This is a genomic window from Mucilaginibacter mallensis, assembly GCF_900105165.1.
Taxonomy (GTDB): domain Bacteria; phylum Bacteroidota; class Bacteroidia; order Sphingobacteriales; family Sphingobacteriaceae; genus Mucilaginibacter; species Mucilaginibacter mallensis.
Genome location: NZ_LT629740.1, coordinates 5,378,825 through 5,397,009 on the forward strand (window position 1 = coordinate 5,378,825; position 18,185 = coordinate 5,397,009).

At 41.1% G+C, this 18,185-nt stretch carries 13 protein-coding genes; 7 read left to right on the forward strand and 6 right to left on the reverse strand.

Annotation, left to right across the window (positions count from 1 at the left end):
* The first annotated feature begins 130 nt into the window (after positions 1-130).
* From BLU33_RS22040 to BLU33_RS22055, 4 genes are all read left to right on the forward strand, one after another.
* Positions 131-3,433, forward strand: a complete 3,303-nt coding sequence (locus tag BLU33_RS22040) for a VCBS repeat-containing protein (protein WP_172829285.1) — start codon at positions 131-133, stop codon at positions 3,431-3,433.
* Between the two features lie 10 nt (positions 3,434-3,443).
* On the forward strand, positions 3,444-4,769 hold the full coding sequence (locus BLU33_RS22045; protein ID WP_091378423.1) for a vanadium-dependent haloperoxidase: 1,326 nt from the start codon (positions 3,444-3,446) through the stop codon (positions 4,767-4,769).
* Between the two features lie 342 nt (positions 4,770-5,111).
* The gene (locus BLU33_RS22050; RefSeq protein WP_091378427.1) at positions 5,112-5,975 is read left to right on the forward strand and encodes an ankyrin repeat domain-containing protein; all 864 of its coding nucleotides are present in this window, start codon (positions 5,112-5,114) and stop codon (positions 5,973-5,975) included.
* 82 nt (positions 5,976-6,057) lie between these two features.
* Positions 6,058-6,438, forward strand: a complete 381-nt coding sequence (locus BLU33_RS22055; protein WP_091378430.1) for a hypothetical protein — start codon at positions 6,058-6,060, stop codon at positions 6,436-6,438.
* Between the two features lie 234 nt (positions 6,439-6,672).
* Here the strand turns inward: BLU33_RS22055 and BLU33_RS22060 are convergent, their stop codons facing one another.
* Both BLU33_RS22060 and BLU33_RS22065 read right to left on the reverse strand, forming a co-directional pair.
* Positions 6,673-7,401, reverse strand: a complete 729-nt coding sequence (locus tag BLU33_RS22060; RefSeq protein ID WP_091378433.1) for a carbonic anhydrase family protein — start codon at positions 7,399-7,401, stop codon at positions 6,673-6,675.
* Positions 7,402-7,520: 119 nt separating this feature from the next.
* On the reverse strand, positions 7,521-7,970 hold the full coding sequence (locus BLU33_RS22065; protein ID WP_091378436.1) for a KTSC domain-containing protein: 450 nt from the start codon (positions 7,968-7,970) through the stop codon (positions 7,521-7,523).
* Between the two features lie 547 nt (positions 7,971-8,517).
* On the opposite strand from BLU33_RS22065, the gene BLU33_RS22075 reads away from it, so the two are divergent.
* On the forward strand, positions 8,518-8,943 hold the full coding sequence (locus BLU33_RS22075) for an ankyrin repeat domain-containing protein (protein WP_091378445.1): 426 nt from the start codon (positions 8,518-8,520) through the stop codon (positions 8,941-8,943).
* A gap of 98 nt (positions 8,944-9,041) precedes the next feature.
* Here the strand turns inward: BLU33_RS22075 and BLU33_RS22080 are convergent, their stop codons facing one another.
* Positions 9,042-9,989 carry an NHL repeat-containing protein gene (locus BLU33_RS22080; protein WP_157682319.1) on the reverse strand — a complete coding sequence of 316 codons (948 nt, stop codon included), beginning with the start codon at positions 9,987-9,989 and terminating at the stop codon, positions 9,042-9,044.
* 215 nt (positions 9,990-10,204) lie between these two features.
* Between BLU33_RS22080 and BLU33_RS22085 the strand changes: the two genes are divergently transcribed.
* Positions 10,205-10,783 (forward strand): RNA polymerase sigma factor, encoded by a 579-nt coding sequence (locus tag BLU33_RS22085; protein WP_091378452.1) that lies wholly within the window; start codon positions 10,205-10,207, stop codon positions 10,781-10,783.
* On the forward strand, positions 10,780-12,555 hold the full coding sequence (locus BLU33_RS22090; RefSeq protein WP_091378455.1) for an outer membrane beta-barrel protein: 1,776 nt from the start codon (positions 10,780-10,782) through the stop codon (positions 12,553-12,555). The genes BLU33_RS22085 and BLU33_RS22090 overlap by 4 nt, the downstream gene beginning before the upstream one ends.
* A gap of 146 nt (positions 12,556-12,701) precedes the next feature.
* Here the strand turns inward: BLU33_RS22090 and BLU33_RS22095 are convergent, their stop codons facing one another.
* From BLU33_RS22095 to BLU33_RS22105, 3 genes are all read right to left on the reverse strand, one after another.
* A complete protein-coding gene (locus tag BLU33_RS22095) occupies positions 12,702-15,023 on the reverse strand; it encodes a glycoside hydrolase family 65 protein (protein WP_091378458.1) in 2,322 nt (773 codons plus the stop codon).
* A gap of 71 nt (positions 15,024-15,094) precedes the next feature.
* Complete coding sequence (locus tag BLU33_RS22100) at positions 15,095-17,002, reverse strand: glycoside hydrolase family 13 protein (RefSeq protein ID WP_091378461.1); 1,908 nt, start codon at positions 17,000-17,002, stop codon at positions 15,095-15,097.
* A gap of 92 nt (positions 17,003-17,094) precedes the next feature.
* Positions 17,095-18,165: a SusE domain-containing protein gene (locus tag BLU33_RS22105; RefSeq protein ID WP_091378464.1), complete on the reverse strand. Its 1,071-nt coding sequence runs from the start codon at positions 18,163-18,165 to the stop codon at positions 17,095-17,097.
* Positions 18,166-18,185 lie beyond the last annotated feature (20 nt).

Here is an 18,185-nt window from a genome sequence, read left to right on the forward strand (position 1 = left end):
ATATTCTTATTTATAATTATCGCCAATTATATATCAAAATAGTATAATAATATGCAGTAATATAATTATGTTTGAATTGATAAACCATTGATCCACTTATAACCCATAAGCTCCTTTGAGATTTTTAACTATGCTATCCAGGGCAGCCATATATAGTTTTTTTGCTGCTGTTTGTCTGTTTTTTTATGGTTGCAAGGATGATACTTCGCACCTGTTCACGCTATTAAGCAGCAGCCGCACCGGGGTTGATTTTGCAAACACACTAACCGAAACCGACAAGCAGAACCTATTAAACTACGTATATTTTTATAACGGCGGCGGCGTAGCCATAGGCGATATTAATGGCGATGGCTTGCCTGATATTTTGCTTACCGGCAATATGGTACCAACCCGCCTATACCTCAATAAAGGCAACTTTAAATTTGAGGATATTACCGAAAAAAGCGGTCTTTCAAAAATAAAGGGATGGTGTACCGGCGCTACTATGGCCGATGTAAATGGCGATGGTAAGCTGGATATATATATTTGCCGTTCGGCGGATAAGGACCCTAAGAACCGCAAGAACCTGCTGTTCATCAATAACGGAAATTCCACCTTTACCGAAGAGGGCGCAAAATATGGCCTGGATGATGATGGCTACTCCACCCAGGCAGTATTTTTTGATTATGATAAAGATGGCGACCTGGATATGTTCCTCATCAACCACTCACTACAGGAATATTCAACCGGTATTTATTTAAGTATTTATCTACGGCGAGACCAGCAGCCACAATTTTCCTGCAAACTGTACCGGAATGATAACGGCCATTTTACCGATGTAAGCAAACAGGCCGGTATTACCTCAAATGTGCTCACCTTCGGGCTTGGCGTTGCCGTATCTGATGTAAACAATGATGGCTGGCCCGATATATATGTGAGTAACGACTTTAATGAGCCAGATTACCTGTTTATGAACAATGGCAACGGCACATTTACCGAAAAGCTCAGCCAGTCAATGGATGAAGTGCCGCTCAACTCCATGGGATCGGATTTTGCGGATATTAATAACGATGGCTACCCCGACCTGATGACGCTGGATATGCTGCCCGAAAGCAATCATGCGCAAAAAATGCACAGCGGCAGCGAAAGCTTCAATAAATTCCAGTTCCTGTTTAAAAGCGGGTTTTATTATCAGTTTAGCCGCAATATGCTGCAAAAAAACAATGGCGATGGTACATTCAGCGAGATAGGGCAAATGAGCGGGGTATCCAATACCGACTGGAGCTGGTCGGCCTTATTCTCGGATTTTGATAACGATGGTAATAAGGATCTTTTTGTAACCAATGGCTATGTGCGCGATTTTAACGACATGGACTTTGTGAAATACCAGGCCGATGTAGCCATGGGCCAAAGCATTGGCGGGGGCGACCGGTCAAAAAAATCCATGATCGAAAAAATGCCTTCGGTAGTTATCCCCAATTATATTTATCAAAATGTCGGCAATTGCCTTTTTACCAATAAGATCAAGGATTGGGGCCTCGATCAAAATTCCATATCATCAGGCGCAGCCTATGTCGACCTGAATAACGACGGTGGCATGGACCTGGTGGTCAATAACATCAACCAAAAAGCCTTCATCTATAAAAACAACGCAACCTTGCTAGATAAGCAAAACAACTGGCTAAAGGTAAAATTCCAGGGCAGCCCTAAAAACACCTTTGGCATTGGCGCCAAGGTAAAAGTTTACTGCAAGGGCAATCTATATTACCAAGAGCAGTTCCCGGTCAGAGGCTTTCAATCATCGGTTGACCAAGTGTTGAACTTTGGTATCGGCACCCATGCTATCGCCGATTCGGTGGTAGTGATATGGCCCGATGATAAAATGCAAAAGCTACTTAGCGTAAAAGCTAAACAAACGCTAACCGTTAAATGGGCCGACGCTCCGCTTAAATGGCATGCAGATACCGTTAAACACAACCAGTACTTTAAAAACACAAAAGCACCGGGCTTTGTCCATAAGGAAAATGATTTTAATGATTTTAACAGGCAGGCGCTCATGCCTAATTATCTGTCGCGCCAAGGGCCTTGTTTAGCTAAGGCTGATATTAATGGTGATGGCCGCGAGGATATATTTATCGGCGGGGCAAAAGATCAGCCAAGTCGCATATATGTGCAGCAAGCAGATGGTTCATTTGTTTACAAGCCTGAACCGGCTATTGAAAAGGATTCGGCACGTGAAACTGTAAAAGCCCAGTTTATTGATGTCAACAATGATGGCAAGCCCGATCTGTACGTGGCCAGTGGCGGCTATGAATTTGCCGAACATGACACCGTATTCCAGGATCATATTTATATTAATGATGGCAAGGGCAACTTTAAACTCAGCAAGGGCGCTTTACCTGCCATGCTATTCAGCAAGGGCTGTGTAAAAGCAGCCGATATAAATGGCGATGGCGCCATGGATATTTTTGTAGGTGGCAGGGTTATACCCGGCAAATACCCGGTTGCCCCGCAAAGTATGCTGCTGCTGAATGATGGCAAAGGTCATTTTACTGATGCTACACGAAAGATCTGCCCGGCACTGGCAAATATCGGTATGGTCACCGATGGGGTATGGCTTGATCTTAATGGTGATAAAAAACTCGACCTGGTGGTTGTGGGCGAATGGATGCCGATAAAGGTGTTTATCAACCAAAATGGTAAGCTGATTGATGAATCAGCAAAATATATTAAATTCCCATCAACCGGGTTGTGGAACAAGATCTATGCTGCTGACCTGAACGGTGACGGGCGGCTTGATTTGGTAGTAGGCAATATCGGCCTGAATACACAATTTAAAATCAGCCCGCAGCAACCGCTATCCATTTGCTATAAGGATTTCGATAAGAACGGAACCATCGACCCTGTGCTCTGCTATTATATTGATGGGGTTAACTATCCCGCTATATCACGCGACGACCTGATGGACCAGATCCCTATGTTAAAAAAGAAGTTTCTGGACTATGCGCCCTATGCTGATGCCACCATGGCTGATGTTTTTACCCCTGAGCAAATGAAGGGTGCGATTACCCTAAAAGCGGAAACTGCGGAAACCATTTATCTGGAAAATGACGGCAGCAACGGTTTCAAACTAAAAAAACTACCTATCGAGGCGCAATATTCACCGGTGTACACCATTGTAAGTATTGATGCCAATCATGATGGCAAGCCCGACTTGGTACTGGCCGGCAATAATGCCTGGACACGTATAAAATTCGGCAGGTATAAGGCTAATCATGGCATATTGCTGCTCAATGATGGTAAAGGCAATTTTACCTATGTGCCACAATACAAAAGCGGGTTTAACCTGCGCGATGATATCCGCAGCGCTGAAACTATCAACACAGCTTCAGGCCAGCAGATCATTTTCGGCGCGAATGATGCGCCTTTAAAAGCTTATACTTTAAACAAATAATTAGCGCTAAATGAAACGGCTTCTTCTATACCTATTTTCCGCATTGTTCGTGCTTTCCTCATGCAGGCGTGCTGATTATAAAAAAACATTCCGCGATCCGCAATTGTACAGCAATACCGTACATGCGCTTAATGCTGTGGTAATGGGTAACAATTTCTCACCTGTAGTAGCCTCACGCAATTATGCCTATGCCAATATTGCCGCCTATGAAGTTATAGCTGGTGGCGACCCCAAACATTATCAATCGTTAGTTGGGCAGGTAAATGGCTTCAAAGCAGTTGCTCATCCGCCAAAAGGCAAAAACATTTGTTACGAGTACGCGGCGATACTGGCTTTCTGTAATGTAGGCGAACTGGTAACCTTTCCGGCAGGTAGCATGAAGGATTATGTTGATAGCCTACGCGACCTGGCACTTGAAAACGGGATGCCTGATGAGGTGATGAAAAATTCAGAAGATTATGCTAACGCAGTAGCAAAAAGCATCATCAAATGGAGCATAGGCGATAATTACCTGCAAACACGCACCGGCGAAAAGTATACCATAAAAGATTCAGCCGGCAGATGGGTACCTACTCCCCCGGCCTATACCGATGCCGTTGAACCACACTGGAAAGAAATACGCCGCATGGTACTGAAAAGCACTACACAAGTTAAGTTTGAGCCGCCGCCTGCCTATAATGTAAAGGATACTTCCTCCAAATATTATCATGAGGTGAAGTTGATAGAAAATACCGGTGATCACCTTAGCCCCGAACAAACTGCTATAGCCGACTTTTGGGATGATAATCCCGGCAAATTAAATCTTAACGGGCATATGATGTATGTCTCCAAAAAGTTCTCGCCGGGCGGCCATTGGATGAGTATTACGGGCATCGCGGCAAAAAAGGTAAATGCTGATTTTAACACAACAGTATGCGCCTATGCAAAAACAGCCATCGCCTTGTTTGATGCCTTTATACAATGCTGGACGGTTAAATATTTTTACAACACCGCCAGACCAGAAACAGTAATTGATGCTAATTTTAATGACCGCTGGCGCCCGCACCTGCAAACACCACCATTCCCTGAATATAGTTGCGGGCATTGCACCATATCTGCAGCGGCAGCTGAAGCTTTAAGCAGTACCTTAGGTGATAATGTAGTTTATACTGATACTTCCGAGCTTGAATTTGGCATAAAGAGCCGGCAGTTTACCTCTTTCCGCCAGGCGGCGGCTGAGACGGCAATCTCCCGGTTTTATGGTGGTATACATTTTCATAATTCCTGTATGGTTTCAACTGGGTATGGCAAACAGGTAGGGCAGCTTGTTGTAGATCAGCTTAAAATGAAGAAATAAGCAATAGTTAAGTTTGCGACATAGGTATAAACATTAAATAGACCCTTGTTATCAGTATCAAAACTTTTTCTTTAAATTTAATAAAGGGCTGTTTATCAAATCAATTTACCTAGTATTATGATTTGATAAACACCCGGGCTTATAAAAATGTAGTTCATAGATAATCAAATCTGAAGATCGCACCCAGGCTTGTTCCAAGAGAACGCTGAGGAAACTTATTTTTTAAAAGCAGCGGCATTTCAATCGGTAAATTTTATTCTATCGCATTACAATTGATATATTTATAGCTAGGTATCGAACTCGATAATTTAATAACATGCATTAACTTAATTAATACGCACTATGAAAGATATGGCGGATATAACAGTTCAACAAGCAATAACAGCAATAGATAATGGTAAGACGGCCGAACTGATGGAATTGATTGAATTCAATCCGGATTTGGTAGTTGATAGATTACAGAACAACGGTGACGGTTATTTCAAAAATCCTTACTTGCTGTGGTTTGTGGCGGATAACCCTATACGGATTGCCAAACTACCACACAATGTTCTGGATGTAACCAGATTATTGATACAAACCGTAAAAAGGAAAGCGCCGGACACATACCAATACCAGCTTGATTACGCACTTGTTTTAGTAGCATCTGGTAGTGTTCCGCGCGAATGTGGCGTACAGATTGCAATGATCGATTCACTGATAGATGCGGGAGCTTCCCCTAATGCTGCGATGACTGCTTTAACAAATGGCAATATAGACGTTGCACAGTATTTAGTTGACCGCGGCGATAAGCTCACCTTAGCGATAGCTGTTTGCCTGGAAAGTATAGATGATATTAATCATTTAGCTGCATTGACAAGTGAGAATGAAAAACTCACCGCACTTGCAGCCGCTGCGTTTTATGGAAAAGCAAATATGGTTAAGCGCTTGTTGGAACTTGGTATCAATCCTAATGGATTTCCGAAAAACGGTGGATTCCATAGCCATGCTACGCCATTGCACCAGGCCGTAAGTTCGGGTTCATTAGATTCTGTAAAACTGCTAGTTGAGGCGGGCGCAAGTCTTTATGCTACAGATAAAATTTATAATGGAACACCACAGGGATGGGCTGCTCATATGCAGTCCGATGATTCTAATGACGAATTGAGAAAAAGAAATTTCGGGTTGATTAAAACATTCTTGCATACATCAGAAGATGCACATTAACTTTACTTTAATAGAAAATTATCATTTTTGATACTTTCAAAGGTCGGTATATTTTTAGAGGATACCCTATAACATCATCATTATGAAAAGAAAGATCATAACCATCATCACCATTGTAGTTATCATCGCGCTGGCATCTATTATTTACTATCGTTATTACTTTGTGTTTGGCGAAGGAGTGAAAGCCGGGCAGCTTAATTATTTTGTAAAAAAGGGCTATATATTCAAAACCTATGAGGGTAGGCTGATACAGGCAGGTCTACAATCACAGCAACCCGGCCATATCGTTTCAAACGAGTTTATGTTTTCCGTAACTGATGAAAAAGTAGCAGATAAGCTTAATCATGATGCAGGCGGATTTCTGCAATTGCACTACAAAGAATACCTGCATGCCCTGCCATGGCGCGGTATAACCCACTTTGTGGTAGATAGCGTAATGAGCGAATCGCCGACAACCCACTAAGCCGGTTTATTTACTTCCATATATAGCAACAAGCCACCCTATTTCAGGCCTGAAACTGCTTGATCAGACTCACATTTATAGGTAACATCTATAACATTAAAATCCATAGATAAAATCTATAATTCATACACAACAGCATTCAAAATATCTATTTATACAAAACAGCTTGAAAATTTCTTGTGGTTTTTTTTATTTATTGAGAACACAATTCGGGAATTCTTTAATTTGTTGCTTTTATAAAAAGCTTACTACCCCGGTTTGCATATCATATACTGCACCGACTATAATAAGCTCGTGCTTGGTTTCCATATCTTTGATTATCGGGCTTTTGTCCCTGATATTTTTTATGGACAGGCGAACATTCTCCTCACATACTTTTTCCACGTAATCATCATTAGTATATTTTTTATCGCCCTTGTAAGTATTGTCAAGGTCTTTTATAGCCGGGGTAATTTTTGCGAGCAGGGCGGTAATATTACCTACTTTTACATCTTTAATGGCAGATGTAATTGCGCCGCAATGTTCATGCCCCAGCACAATGATCACTTTGGCGCCCGACACCTTGCAGCCATATTCTAAGCTGCCCAGTATATCCTCATTAACTATATTACCAGCTACACGTGTTACAAACATATCACCTATACCCGCGTGAAAGATATCCTCAACTGGTACGCGCGAATCCATACAGGCCAATACAACAGTGCCCGGGTATTGGCCTGTTGATGCCTGGCGGATACGGGCGGAAGTATTTCTAACCACAAGCTGATCTTCAGTATATTCTTTATTGCCCTCTTTCAGGCCTTCAAGTATCTTTTCGGGCGTAAGCTTTGCTTGCTGATCCGCTGTAATTATGGTGGTGTCAATTAAATGGGCACCTCCAAAAGCAGGTGGCTGGTTCTGTACCTTCTCTTTACATGAATAAAGGCAAACAACTAAAACGGCAGATATAAATAAGGTTTTCATATGCTGTTATATTTATAACCTAAATATAAAAAATAAAGGCGGGATAGGCATTAACAAGTTGTTAATGCCTATCCCGCCCATCAGCTGCTAATTATTTAGCCGGCGAAAATATCTTTTAATTACCCGTTAGCAACAAGCTTATTAACGCTCCTGTAAACGTAGCTGTTGAAAATATGCCTTCTGGCAAAACGGCCCGGCGAATCGGCATTAATCAGTTTACGATAAACCTCTTTGGGTACATCAAAATACTCGTATACACTATCGTCGGTAAAATAGATCTTAAGCACCTGTGATTTGTATTCAAAATCTAAAATTCCGCAGGTTCCTGTAGTCGTATTATATTCCTCAATAGATTGGCTCAGTGTTTCCGGGGCGATACTTACCAGGAAGTGATAAGCTTCAATAATGTGCTTACTTTTTTCTTCGGCAGCCAGTTTAGCCTCAGCACTTTCCTGGAATTTGTCCGGGTGCCAGGTTTTCATCAAGCTTCTGTAAACGGTTTTTAGTTCCGCTAGTTCCGAGTCTTTATTTACTTCTAAAAGTTTCCTGTAATCAACAATTTTTTTCATGACCTTATTTTTGTAACTTATTGTCGTTGAAGAGGAAAGCCTTTAAAAATTATACGGCTCTATTCAAGAAAATAATTTTGCAAAGGTACGTTTTCTTTCTCTTGTTTTTATGCATGGCGAGTAAACTTAATAAAAAGCAAATGCAGGCTTTATATTATAGAGCGGGCCTAAATGTAAATTGGCCGGCATATCAATTAATAGCCAGATACATGCAGAATATTTAAAAAAACAAAGCCTTATCAAACAGTTAAATTTGTCATTTAAGTGTCATAAATAAAACAACCGCTTATCGTATAGATTAATCAGCAGGTAAACTCATATTTAAATATGAGTTTTGCAAATTTTCCTTACAACTTATATATCTCTTTTTATCAGTACACTTAATAAACTATGCTCATCATCATCGTCATTTCGCAATAAGCAATCAGCGCCTGTCCCTACAAAAGTCATTTCCGGAAATTTCGAGCCCAACAAAAGTCAAATCCATTGATTATCCGTAGGTTACCATAATTTTTAACTGGCGCAGGCCCCAAAACAATTTATGTAAATGAAAAAAAAAGTTATTCTATTAGGCTTATCCCTATTTTTATCATTACCCATTTTTGCACAAAACATTTTTAAAGCGGCACAATCAAATGATATAACCGGCATTAAGTTTTTACTGAACTATGGCGTAAACATTAATGCCCGCGATGTTAAAGGCAATACACCTTTGATTATAGCCGTAAAAGAAAACCAGCAACGGGCAGCTGATTTTTTGATAGAAAAAGATGCTGATCTTAATTTGCAGGACAATGAAGGTAATACGGCTTTAATTGCTGCCGTAAGCGCAGGCAATGCGCCTTTAATTAAAACACTCATACAACACGGTGCTGACGCTAAAATTGAGGACAAAAAGCACAAATCCGCAGCTGATTATGCCAAAAGACTTAACGACCCAACCATCTTAAGCATGCTTAGCGCATCGTTGTAAAAATCTTTTCGGCCTGCATTTACCCAAAAGAACTACTTATTAAAAAACCGGCACTCCTGTTGAGTCGCCGGTTTTCATGATTTAGGTAGGGATGTAGGCTAAAAAGTAATTTTTCTGAGCGAGAAAACAGACAGGCTGGCATTACCCTGTGAAAAATAGATATTGCCTGATGGATCGGCCACCATGCTAAATGTCGCCCCGATCGTTGCAGTTCTTAACGGCCCGTCAACATTGCCGAAGGCGCTTGTCATAATTGTTGTTACTTTTTTAGTCGAGCTTACTTTAAGCAGGGTAAATGAATTATTTAAAATACCCGCATATATGTTTCCAAATTTATCGGTCGCTATATCATCACTAAAAGCCGAACTGGTACCGGTATTATACAAACCTGCAACAAGAACTGATTTCACCCCCTGTGGACTCACCTGGTTAAGATTAATTTCACCAATATTGTTTGCATAGGTATAGGTATTATAAATAACATTGCCATCCGCATCAACTGCAAAGTCGGATGAAAAACTGGTTGCCAGCAACACAGGACTCCCGCCGGGTGTGATCTCATAAATGCCCGTACCATCGCTAAAATAAAAATTCCCTTTACTGCTGGCTATATTGGTTATCCGGGAACCGTATTTAGCATCGATATTATTGAAAATAGTACTTGCTGAACCCGATTGCGGGATCTTTAACACATTGGCATAGCCTGCATTATTTACGCTTACGGCATAAATATTACCGGATGAATCGCTGGTTAAGCATTCCAGTTTATTAACAACTACCGTATCATGATCTGTTGTAACCGGTAATGAGTAAAAGCGGGTTTTCCCGCTTACCGCGTCAAACTTATAAATAGTATCAGCACCATAGCCAAGAGTATACAGGTCGCCGTTATTGTCTGTTGTTAGGTAATAATATTTACCCGATGTAAGCGTGGTTACTGTTGAATCTTGTTTCTTGGGGGCCACAAAGCCATCCTTTTTACAACCCGTGAAGAAGAATAATGATAGCATCAGCAGAACTACTGCAAATAATAATAGCTGTTTCATGATTAATATTTTAAAAGTTAATGATTGTTGGTTTAGCATGCATACATTAACATTACGCAGCTAAAATTCAAAACGCGGGGTTAGCTGAAGGATATTTTTATAAATTAATCAGCAATGAACATTAAAAATTTATTTTACATTCCGCCCCGCGTTTTACTGCCGGGCTACGTAAGGCAGTTAAGTATGTTGGGATTTTAGCGTGTTTATAATACTGGATGGATCTTTCTAAGAAGCAGGTTACAAAGCTGGTAGAAGGTTGTATAGGCAATGAGCGCACAGCTCAGGAAACCCTGTACAGGCATTTCTATGCCCAAATGCTGCGTATCTGCTACCGTTATTTAAAAACTAAGGATCTGGCACAGGAAGCAGTAAATGAAGGTTTTTTAAAGATTTTTCAGCACATTAAAACATATGATGCACAAAAAGGCGATCTGGGCGCGTGGGTATGCACTATAATTATCCGTACCGCTATTGACTATAACCGCAAGGAGCTAAAGTTTTTTACAGAGGATTATAATGATCAGGATACCGACGAGTATTTTATTGATCCCGATATACTAAGCAAGCTTTATGCTGCAGACCTGTTAAAAACAATCCAGCAATTGCCCGATGCCACCCGGGTTATTTTTAACCTGTCGGTAATAGATGGCTATTCACATAAGGAAATAAGCACACAATTAAATATTACCGAGGGCACATCGCGCTGGCATCTGGCTGACGGCAAAAAGAAATTAAGGGCATGGCTGGCAAGCCCTGATAATAGTTTACAACCAACTGATAATACGGCAATATGAAAGATTCAGCGTGGTATAATAAACTCTGGCAAACCAAAATGCAGGAACTCCCTTTAGAGGGGGATGAGCATGCTGCGTGGCAAAAAATGCAGGGTTTATTAGATCAGCATATGCCTGTGAGCAGCCCGGTTGTTGTACCAAAGCCGGCAACAAAATTATGGGTGAAGCTGCTATACGTTTTAGTGGCAATTATTACTGCTGCGATAATTTATTATGCCGCCAGCTATATGCTTGCTGATCACCATGAAAAGACAAACAAAGCAGTTGGCAAACACGCGCTGATAAATGCTGATAGTGCTGCAAACAACAGCTATTCGGCAAAAGAGGGTTCAACCGATGATAAACCAACTTCAAATGCTGGTAATGGAGCAAAAAATAGTGCTGCTGCTACTAACAATGATGAGAAAAGGGGCTATGTTAATTCATCCGGAATAACAAGCACGCCTTCAGCTACAATTAATGGCAAGTTAGCTGCAGGCACTGTTAATAAGATCAATATCAAACCCAACGGCAATAATAATTCTTCAGTTGCCAGCAAAATATCATCGGGTAATAATATTCCCGCTGCAAATCATCCGGCAACAAATGGTACTAATATCTACAGAAGGGCCGATATTAAACATAACAGCAATAATACTTCAGCCACAAACAAAGTATCATCGGGTAATAATAATTCTTCAGGGATAGATAATGTAATGGCATATGGCACCAATATACACAGCAATAAAACAACGGGTCATTTAACTGCCGGAGGAGGGCGCAGCGTATTAACAAATTCACGTTCCGGTTTATCTGTTTCACAAAAACAAGGAATTAAAGATCATACCACCCATTCTCCTCATTTAAACCAAACGAGCAAAAACGTCATAACATCTCAAAATAACCAGCAACTTTTAGCAGATCAAACTGCATCGGCACAAACGAACCTAACACCAAGGGGTAATGGCATTATTACTAATGGAGCTACTATAAAAGATGTAGCGCAAAACCTCAAAACAACACCTGGCACAGGCAATAAAACAGATAGTAGTACTGCTACAAAAAACACGGCGACTAAACCAACTGCAGATACTAATGCTAAGAACCAACCTGATAAATCAACTACAAAAAATAAAACAACAAGTGCCAAAAAACCGGGCAATTCAAAATTTGAGTTGGATGTGAAGCTTGGGGCAAACACCAATACAGGGTCAAGTATTAACCCATTCTTAGGTGTTTCAGCTAATTATAACTTTCACAAAAAATGGGGTGTTAGTATTGGAGTAAACGCACCATATACCAGGATCATCACAGGCAGTTATAGTAAGAGCAACCTTACCTATGTTACCGTTGGTGACAGCAATAAGCAGATCACCCATAACAGCGGCAAGCTTACGATAAGCAGTTCCAGGAAAATACAATATGTTGATATACCTATGCTGGCTACTTATAAAGTTTCCGATAAGCTCACTATTACCGCGGGCCCGGTTATCAGTATCCCAATAAAAGCCAATGCCTGTAAAAATACATTGGGTGCGCTAAGCAGTTCGGCTGATACTACCACGTTAAAAGAGGTTACTCCTTATGTAACCAGTACCACCATAAATAGCAAGGTGAATTTTAGCTTTTCGGCCGGTGCGCGGTATAATGTTAAACGATTTTATTTTGATGCAGGGTATTTACAGGGGGTTAGTCCGTATACAGTAAGTTCAAGCCTGGGATCTGGGAAGATATACTACCATACCATACAAATAGGTATCGGTTATCAATTGTTTAAATCAAAAAGCAAATAAAGAGATAGTTCTTGTGATGAGGATTAACCACAGGGGGCACTAAGATTTTCACAAAGTTCACTAAGGAACGAGTTATAACGGTGAGTTATACTCGCTCTTTGCGAACTCTGTGCTTTTCTCTTTGTGACCTTTGTGGTAAAACTAAATTACACCCTCACCCTATGCGCTACAAAAACATTTGTTCCCGCTTTTATGGTATGCGGTTCATCAAATACATCAATAGTAATATCGCTTGCTGAGTTGTTACTTAAGTGGATACCTTCAACATCAACCTTAATGTTAATGAGTATACCGCGGAAAGTAATATTAAAAGAATACCCTTTCCATTGTGCCGGTAAAAACGGACTAAATTTTAAACGATCGTCTTTTACATGCATCCCGGCAAAGCCTTCAACCACGCTCATCCAGGTACCGGCCATCGAGGTAATATGTAGGCCGTCTTCGGTATCGTTATTATAATCATCCAAATCAAGCCTTGAAGTGCGGAGATAGAATTTATAAGCATCCTCTTCCAAACCTATTTTAGCTGCTATAATGGCATGTACACACGGAGATAGCGAGCTTTCATGAACAGTGATGGGCTCATAAAAGTTGTAGTTGCGCTGTATAGTTGCGGTATCATACTTATCCATAAAGAAATAGATCCCCTGCAATACATCCGCCTGTTTAATATAGCATGAACGCAATATCCTGTCCCAGCTCCATTTTTGGTTTAGCGGGCGATCCTTCGGATCGAGGTCTTTTACCGGAATAATTTCCTTATCTAAAAAGCCATCCTGCTGCAAAAATATATCGAGCTTTTCATCCTTCGGGAAATACATATTTTCACTGATGTGGTTCCAGAATGATGTTTCCTCCAGCTCATTAAAATCTAATTTCTCAACCAGTTGATGGTACTTTTCAGGGTCGCTGCTTTTTACTTGTTTAACCACTTCGGCAGCATAATCCATACACCAGCAGGCAAGGGTACTGGTATACCAATTGTTGTTGATGTTATTCTCATATTCATTCGGCCCGGTTATACCCAGCATTACAAATTTATTGCGGGCACCGCTCCAGTTAACCCGTTGGCTCCAGAAACGGGCTATACCTACCAATACTTCCAAACCGTACTCGTTCAGGTAATCCTTATCGCCTGTATAGCGCACGTAGTTAAATATCGCGTAAGCTATGGCTCCATTACGGTGGATCTCTTCGAAAGTTATTTCCCATTCGTTATGGCATTCCTCACCATTCATGGTAACCATGGGGTATAGGGCTGCACCATTATTAAAGCCCAATTTGGTAGCATTTTCAATAGCCTTATCTAATTGGCGGTAACGATAGATCAATAAATTTTTAGCAACCTGTTGCGGTGCTGTAGCCAGGTAAAAAGGTACACAATAAGCCTCGGTATCCCAATAGGTTGAACCGCCATATTTTTCGCCGGTAAAGCCTTTTGGGCCGATGTTCAACCTGTCGTCCTTACCTGAATAAGTTTGACAAAGCTGGAATATATTGAAACGGATCCCCTGCTGCGCGGCAACATCGCCCTCAATTAAAATATCGCTTTCATTCCATTTCGCTTTCCAGGCTTCGGCTTGCTCAGCCAGCATTTGTTCAAAACCTTTGGCGGCAACACGGTCAATTACCGTTTTGCAAACCTGGGTAAGTTCATCAGCATTATAATTTTGTGAAGTAACGTTTACTGCATATTTATAGATAATTGTTTCCTGCCCTTGTTTTGCTTTTACGGTGAATCCTGTAGCAATGTATTTGGTTTTTGAAACCGGGATATAACTGGCATCAACCGGCTTTCCATCCTGAAAAATTGCTACCCTGCTGCCTGTGCAAACCACAAATGCTGTTTTTTTGGTGATCAGTGTTAAATAAGCATCCGCACCCTCGCTGTCATTATTAACTTGCTCCCAAAATTTCTCATCGTAGTTTGAATCCTGGTTGGCTATATCACCATCAATATAAGCGTTAACGGATAGTGCTCCATCAAAATTAAGTGGGGTTATGGCGTATTGTATGGCACCTGCTTCTTCATCAACTATACTACAAAAGCGCTTAGCGTTAATGGCCAGTTTTTTGCCACTTGGCAATTCGGCAATAAACGAGCGTTGCAGGTAACCTTCGCGCATGTTGAGCACACGTTTAAAATCGGTTACTTTACAGCTATGAAGATCAAGTTTTTCATCTCCGATGCTGATATCAATACCTATCCAGTTGGCTGCATTTAATACTTTGGCAAAATATTCGGGATAGCCGTTTTTCCACCAGCCTACACGTGTTTTATCGGGGTAATAAACACCTGCTACATAGTTTCCTTGTAATGTTTCGCCGGAGTAAGCTTCCTCAAAATTGGCCCGCTGGCCCATGTGCCCGTTTCCAATGCTGAATATACTTTCAGATATTTTATTAAGGTCGGGGTCAAATCCTTCCTCTATAATATTCCATTCGTCTGCCTTAATGTAATTTTTCATAAGTCAATATATTGCCTTCACCCTCTTTTGAAAGCGGTTATTATGATATGTTGTATTAGGTCCTTTATAAATTATTTCTTCAGCTCAAGCACTAGCGTTGTTTTAGCCGGGACATCAATATACTGAATTGATTTTAATACCGTATTAGTAACCACATCTACAGCACCTTTAAAACCAGCCATACGCTCACTAAACCTCTCGGTTGTAAGCGGCATCGTTTTATCACCACTGTTGTAAATAATCATCACTGTTTTAGTAGCATCATACCTGAAATAAACATATATATCATTTTCAGGTATGTACTGCATCAGTTTGCCCGTTTGCAACGCGGTTGTATTTTTGCGATAGTTAGCCAATGTGCGCACATAATTGAATGCCATCTTCTCACTATCAGTACGACCATTTTCGGTAAATTTATTTTCCTTATCACCAGCCCATCCACCCGGAAAATCGCTGCGTACCAGGCCGTCGGGATTGTCTTCACCCTTCATCAGTATCTCATCGCCATAATACATTTGCGGGATACCGCGCGTGGTTAGCAATAGCGCCATACCTGCTTTGTATTTATCAAAATTCTCATTTACTACAGAGTAAAAACGACTCATGTCGTGGTTATCCAGGAATACCACGTTGCGTGTAGGGTCCTGGTATAAAAAGTCCTGCGAGAGCACGAGGTATAACTTATTTACGCCAGATGCCCAAGCGTTAGGCCCGTTAAGAGCTTCGTTTAATGCATCTTTTACCTGTGAATCAACAACACCGGGTAACTGCGTATCAAAACCACGGTTTACGGTATTTCCCTGCGTAAAGAATGCCTGGTTAGCTACCGACCATACCAGCGTTTCGCCATAGATTGATAAATGCGGAAACTCAGCCTTTACTTTCCTTGCCCAATCAGCCATATAAACAGCATCATTATAAGGATAGGTATCTAAGCGAAAACCGTCAACACCGGCATATTCCACCCACCAGATGTGGTTTTGGGTGAGGTAATTCTGAACATATGGGTTATTCTCGTTCATATCGGCCATGCTATGGTCAAACCACCCATCCAGCATTATTTTACGGTCTATAGCTGAAGCATGCGGATCCATAACGGCGGCATCCCTAAAGTTCGACCGCGTGTATTCCGGCCATTGATGTACCCAGCTCTTCATGGGCATATCCTTAATAAAATAATGCTCGGTACCAGAATGATTATGCACCAGGTCCTTAATTACTTTCAGGCCCATGGCATGGCATTTATCAACAAAAGCCTTGTATAATTCATTGCTGCCAAAGCGCGGATCAACATGATAATGATCTGTTACAGCATAGCCATGATAAGATGCATGCGGCTCATCATTGGTTATTTCGGGGGTTAACCAAATGGTGGTTACACCAAGATCTTTCAAATAATCAAGGTGGTTCATAACACCCTGTATATCGCCGCCATGGCGGGCATACATCTGGCTGCGGTCAACCTTCATTTCCTCCATTCCCGGTATCGAATCATTGGCTGGATCGCCGTTGGAAAAGCGATCAGGCATGATGAGATATACCAGGTCCTTATTGGTTACGCCCTGCGCACGGTTTGCTGAATGATCGCGTTGTTTAAGCTCATATTTATAGGTTAAATTTGGAGAGCCTGCCTTAGTAAAGCTTATCACGAATGATCCCGGTTTTGCTGATGAAGAAATTACCAGGTCTAAAAACAAATAGTTAGGGTTCTCCACCTTATGCACTTGCGCCAATGTAACCCCAGGGTAGCTCATCTTTACTGCACGATCGGCTATTTTATAGCCGTGTACTATCAGCTGCAGCTTTGGGTTATGCATCCCAACCCACCAGTTCATTGGTTCAATGCGCTCAAGCGGGGGTATTTGCTGCGCGATAACAGTGTTATTACCGGCATTTTTATCCGTACCTGTTTGCCCGAATGATGAGTAGCCTGTTAACAATAGCGATAAGATATAACCGCAACGCAACCCTGTTTTCATTTATTTAGATGTTATTATTTGTAAACTTCTTTTTCATAACAAACCCGCCGCTAGGGCGGGTTTGTAGTATAAGATCAGTTAAAATAGTTCTATTAGTTTTTTACCACCGTATAAGTTGGGCCAAGCAATGGATTTCCAAAACTCAGGGATACTGTATACGTACCAGCTACTGCCGGTGGAGTTAAATTTGCACCATTGTTTGATGTTAACTGACCGGTAACGGGAGTAACATCACCATAACTGATTGTCCAGGCATCATCAGCGCGGAATTTATAGCCGCCCGAATTTTTCAATGCAGTGGTTACCTGATAAACATTTGAATTTTGAACAAACGGCATAGCTATATCAGTATTCCAATCTATTGCGGCATCACCTATTAAACTCCATGTATGATTGTAAGTGGTATAAGTGATTTTATTTTGATTTAAGTCTACCGTTAGCAAATACAATCCGGCAGCAGGAGCAGTAAGATTACCACTGGCAGTAAGGCTGATCGCCCCTCCTCCGGCATCACCGTATGAAGCGTTCCAATTTTTTTGTGGTGTAATCTTAAACTGACTTCCCGATTGGAAATATACATAACCTGTATAAACACCATTTGCCGTTGGCGAAACCAAACTATCGGCTGTAGCTGGTATCCATTGTGATGTAGTGATTGTACTCTGGTATGAACCCGGAACATAAATGTATGATACCAGGCTGAATGGCGTAACATTTAGTGTTAACACACTTGAGTATGTGGATGTTACACTACTTGAAATAGAACTAACAACCCTAACATTTACCTGTGATACTACTCCTGCTTTAAAATTCATTTTCAATAGCATAGCATTAAAATCAGCTGTGTTATAGCTTAGCGATGTTGATTTTACAGTTAGTGCAACTGAAGTTGGTTTTTTCCAGTTATCACCAACCGAGTCAAACTGCATAGTATTGGTTACCGCAGCCTGGTAACCATATTTGGGGGTAGTAAAATTAAAAGTAACCACAGTGCTTGTATCTGCGAACATGCTTTTCTCCAATACAATATTTGTACTGCTTGCTGAGAACGCACCAGCCTTTCCTCCGCTGGTTACAACCAGGGTATCGTTCTTTTTGCACGATGTTAGCATAAGCAGTGCAACACTGCTCATGGCTAAAATATTTGCTAAAAATCTTTTCATTTTTTGTCTTTTTAAATTAA

Coding starts and splice junctions, on each gene's coding strand:
- BLU33_RS22085 (WP_091378452.1), top strand. CDS start 10,205: ATGGATCTTTCTAAGAAGCAGGTTACAAAGCTGGTAGAAGGTTGTATA.
- BLU33_RS22055 (WP_091378430.1), top strand. CDS start 6,058: ATGAAAAGAAAGATCATAACCATCATCACCATTGTAGTTATCATCGCG.
- BLU33_RS22105 (WP_091378464.1), bottom strand. CDS start 18,165: ATGAAAAGATTTTTAGCAAATATTTTAGCCATGAGCAGTGTTGCACTG.
- BLU33_RS22095 (WP_091378458.1), bottom strand. CDS start 15,023: ATGAAAAATTACATTAAGGCAGACGAATGGAATATTATAGAGGAAGGA.
- BLU33_RS22100 (WP_091378461.1), bottom strand. CDS start 17,002: ATGAAAACAGGGTTGCGTTGCGGTTATATCTTATCGCTATTGTTAACA.
- BLU33_RS22050 (WP_091378427.1), top strand. CDS start 5,112: ATGAAAGATATGGCGGATATAACAGTTCAACAAGCAATAACAGCAATA.
- BLU33_RS22080 (WP_157682319.1), bottom strand. CDS start 9,989: ATGAAACAGCTATTATTATTTGCAGTAGTTCTGCTGATGCTATCATTA.
- BLU33_RS22075 (WP_091378445.1), top strand. CDS start 8,518: ATGAAAAAAAAAGTTATTCTATTAGGCTTATCCCTATTTTTATCATTA.
- BLU33_RS22045 (WP_091378423.1), top strand. CDS start 3,444: ATGAAACGGCTTCTTCTATACCTATTTTCCGCATTGTTCGTGCTTTCC.
- BLU33_RS22060 (WP_091378433.1), bottom strand. CDS start 7,401: ATGAAAACCTTATTTATATCTGCCGTTTTAGTTGTTTGCCTTTATTCA.
- BLU33_RS22040 (WP_172829285.1), top strand. CDS start 131: ATGCTATCCAGGGCAGCCATATATAGTTTTTTTGCTGCTGTTTGTCTG.
- BLU33_RS22065 (WP_091378436.1), bottom strand. CDS start 7,970: ATGAAAAAAATTGTTGATTACAGGAAACTTTTAGAAGTAAATAAAGAC.
- BLU33_RS22090 (WP_091378455.1), top strand. CDS start 10,780: ATGAAAGATTCAGCGTGGTATAATAAACTCTGGCAAACCAAAATGCAG.